The 3,011-nt window shown below is 70.7% G+C and carries 4 protein-coding genes and 1 pseudogene; 4 read left to right on the top strand and 1 reads right to left on the bottom strand.

Translation table 11 applies throughout. The features are described 5' to 3' along the window. A pseudogene (locus ACS04_RS25930) lies at window positions 1–380 on the bottom strand (hypothetical protein); the annotation flags it as partial. Between the two features lie 114 nt (window positions 381–494). Here ACS04_RS25930 and rimP point away from each other — a divergent pair. The 4 genes from rimP to ACS04_RS25915 form a co-directional block, all read left to right on the top strand. Continuing rightward, entirely contained in the window at window positions 495–992 is a 498-nt protein-coding gene (gene rimP / locus ACS04_RS25925; RefSeq protein ID WP_048479194.1) for a ribosome maturation factor RimP, read from the top strand. A gap of 2 nt (window positions 993–994) precedes the next feature. Continuing rightward, window positions 995–2,005 carry a transcription termination factor NusA gene (gene nusA / locus ACS04_RS25920; protein WP_048479193.1) on the top strand — a complete coding sequence of 337 codons (1,011 nt, stop codon included), beginning with the start codon at window positions 995–997 and terminating at the stop codon, window positions 2,003–2,005. A 119-nt stretch (window positions 2,006–2,124) separates the two neighbouring features. Beyond that, window positions 2,125–2,412 carry a YlxR family protein gene (locus ACS04_RS36635; protein ID WP_078865342.1) on the top strand — a complete coding sequence of 96 codons (288 nt, stop codon included), beginning with the start codon at window positions 2,125–2,127 and terminating at the stop codon, window positions 2,410–2,412. 148 nt (window positions 2,413–2,560) lie between these two features. Next, window positions 2,561–3,011, top strand: a 451-nt coding sequence (locus ACS04_RS25915) for a translation initiation factor IF-2 N-terminal domain-containing protein (protein ID WP_048479192.1), incomplete at its 3' end; no start/stop codon positions are given.

The following is a 3,011-nucleotide window of genomic DNA, read 5'->3' as shown; positions in this document are numbered from 1 at the left end:
GAGGACGAGGCGGACGGCAGCGGCCCGTTCGGGGTCCGGGAGGCCGCGGGGCCCGCCACGGCCAGCGCCCCGACGTGCGCGGCGACCGCGGAGCGCAGCGGGGCGAGGCGCGCGGCCAGGGCCGGATGGGCGGCCGCGGTGGCGTCGTAACGTTCCAGCAGCCGTTCACTGTCCCGAACGGCCGTCCCGCGCATCCGCCGTTCGAGTGGAACCGCGGTGTCGGCGTCCGGCGGGCCGGACCCGTCGGAACACCCGGTGAGCAGCGCGGCGCCGGCCGCGCCGGCGGCGCCGGCGAGCAGGCTCCTGCGAGAGGGCCGCGAAGGCGGAGTCCAGGGCACGGCGACGTCCTCGGAGATGGTGGCGGGGCAGGGTGTGATCACCGTACCCGGGGCCCCCTCCCGACGGCGGACGGCAACACCCTCCGCGACCGGATACCCTTTGACCTGACACGCGACGGAAACCACAACAGCACACGCGGCCGAGGAGTCACCCGGATGAGCACCACCCAGAGCGACAGGCTGCGCGGATTGCTGGAGCCGCTCGTCGCCGCCAAGGGCCTGGACCTCGAGGACATCGAGATGTCCAAGGCGGGCAAGCGCCGGATGCTGCGCGTCATCGTGGACTCCGACGAGGGCGTCGAACTGGACGCGTGTGCCGAGCTGAGCCGCGAGGTCTCCGACAAGCTCGACGAATCCGACGTGATGGGCGAGGACGAGTACGTCCTCGAAGTGAGCTCGCCGGGCGCCGACCGCCCGCTGACCGAGCACCGTCACTACGTCCGGGCGATCGACCGCCTCGTGAAGTTCCAGCTCGCGGAGGGCGGGGAACTGATCGCCCGCATCCTCGACGTGGACGACGAGGGCATGGACCTGGAGGTCCCGGGTGTGAAGGGCCGCAAGGCCACCGCCCGCCGCATTGCTTTCACCGACATCGCCAAGGCGCGGGTCGAGATCGAGTTCAACCGCAAGGACAAGAAGGAAGAGGAGGCGTAGCCGTGGACATCGACATGAGTGCCCTGCGGGGTCTGGTCCGGGAGAAGGAGATCTCCTTCGACCTGCTCGTCGAGGCGATCGAGTCGGCCCTCCTCATCGCGTACCACCGCACCGAGGGCAGCTTCCGGCGCGCACGCGTGGAGCTGGACCGCACCAACGGCCACGTCGTCGTCTGGGCGACGGAGGACCCGCGGGACCTGGAGGAGGGGCAGGAGGCCAAGGAGTTCGACGACACGCCGTCGGACTTCGGCCGGATCGCCGCGACGACCGCCAAGCAGGTGATCCTGCAGCGTCTGCGCGACGCCGAGGACGACCTCACCTTCGGCGAGTTCGCCGGCCGTGAGGGCGACGTCATCACCGGTGTCGTCCAGCAGGGCAAGGACCCCAAGAACGTCCTCGTCGACATCGGCAAGCTGGAGGCCATCCTGCCGGTGCAGGAGCAGGTCCCCGGCGAGGAGTACACGCACGGCCTGCGCATCAAGGCGTACGTCGTCCGGGTGGCGAAGGGTGTCCGCGGTCCGTCCGTGACCCTCTCGCGCACCCACCCCAACCTGGTGAAGAAGCTCTTCGCGCTGGAGGTCCCGGAGATCGCGGACGGCAGCGTCGAGATCTCGGCGATCGCCCGCGAGGCCGGCCACCGCACCAAGATCGCCGTACGGTCGACCCGCTCGGGGCTCAACCCCAAGGGCGCCTGCATCGGCCCGATGGGCGCCCGTGTGCGCAACGTCATGGCCGAGCTGCACGGCGAGAAGATCGACATCGTCGACTGGTCGGACGACCCGGCGGAGATGGTCGCGAACGCGCTGTCACCCGCCCGGGTGAACGCGGTCGACGTCGTCGACTGGGACTCGCGCTCCGCCCGCGTGACCGTGCCCGACTACCAGCTGTCGCTGGCCATCGGCAAGGAGGGCCAGAACGCCCGCCTCGCCGCGCGGCTCACCGGCTGGCGCATCGACATCCGGCCCGACACCGAGGCGTCCCCGGACGCCGACCGGGACCGGGGCGGGGAATAAATCCGGTACCGGCCGGAGCTGTCCGGCCGGTAGACAGGATCAAGACAGCAGATCTCGACAACATCCGTTCGATTTCTCGCCCGAAGGGGTGAGGTCGGTGCGGGGAGGTAGACTTAGGCGTGTCTGGCCGGACGCAAGCCCGCGCATGCCCCGAACGAACCTGTGTGGGGTGTCGGGAGCGAGCGGCCAAGAGCGATCTGCTGCGCATCGTGGCGGTCGGGGACCAATGCGTTCCCGATCCACGCGGTACGCTGCCCGGCCGGGGTGCCTACGTGCACCCTGCCGTGGTCTGTCTGGACAAGGCGGTCCGTCGCAGAGCGTTCCCCCGGGCCCTTAGGGCCCCGGGAGCACTCGACACGACCGGACTGAGCAAAGCCGTGGCCGTCGTGGCCGAGGCGACACCGTAAGAAGTAGTACGGCACGGATACCCCGTGCGGTCAGGTACCTCGCGAGTTGGAAGTAGGTCGAGATTGCGATGAGCACTCGATGAGTACGCGATGAGTACGCCCATGAAGTAGCGACGGTCCGGCGTAACCCGGACCTAAAAGGAGCGAAGTGGCTAAGGTCCGGGTATACGAACTCGCCAAGGAGTTCGGAGTTGAGAGCAAGGTCGTCATGGCCAAGCTCCAGGAACTCGGTGAGTTCGTCCGTTCGGCGTCCTCGACGATCGAGGCGCCGGTTGTACGCAAGTTGACTGACGCACTGCAGGGGCCCGGCGGCAACGCCGGCAAGTCCGCTGCGAAGCCGGGCGCGCCCCGCAAGGCCGCGCCCGCCAAGCCCGGGGCTCCCACCCCCGGCGCCGTTGCACGTCCCGCTGCCCCGAAGCCCGGCGCCCCGGCCCCCAAGCCGGCCGCCGCAGAGGCTCCGGCCCCCAGCGCGCCCGCCCCGGTGACTCCGGCCGCCTCCGGCCCGCGTCCCGGTCCCAAGGCTCCGGCCGCCCCGAAGCCCGCTCCGGCGGCGCCCGTGGCGACCGAGTTCTCCGCGCCTCCGGCGGCCCCGGCCGCCC

The organism is Streptomyces roseus (assembly GCF_001044425.1).
GTDB classification, from domain to species: Bacteria; Actinomycetota; Actinomycetes; order Streptomycetales; family Streptomycetaceae; genus Streptomyces; species Streptomyces roseus.
The sequence above is the reverse complement of the archived record's forward strand: the minus strand, read 5'-3'. Positions and strand labels throughout refer to the sequence as shown.

Bases quoted from the DNA above. Each gene is read 5' to 3' on its own strand.
- rimP (WP_048479194.1), top strand. From the start codon at position 495: ATGAGCACCACCCAGAGCGACAGGCTGCGCGGATTGCTGGAGCCGCTC.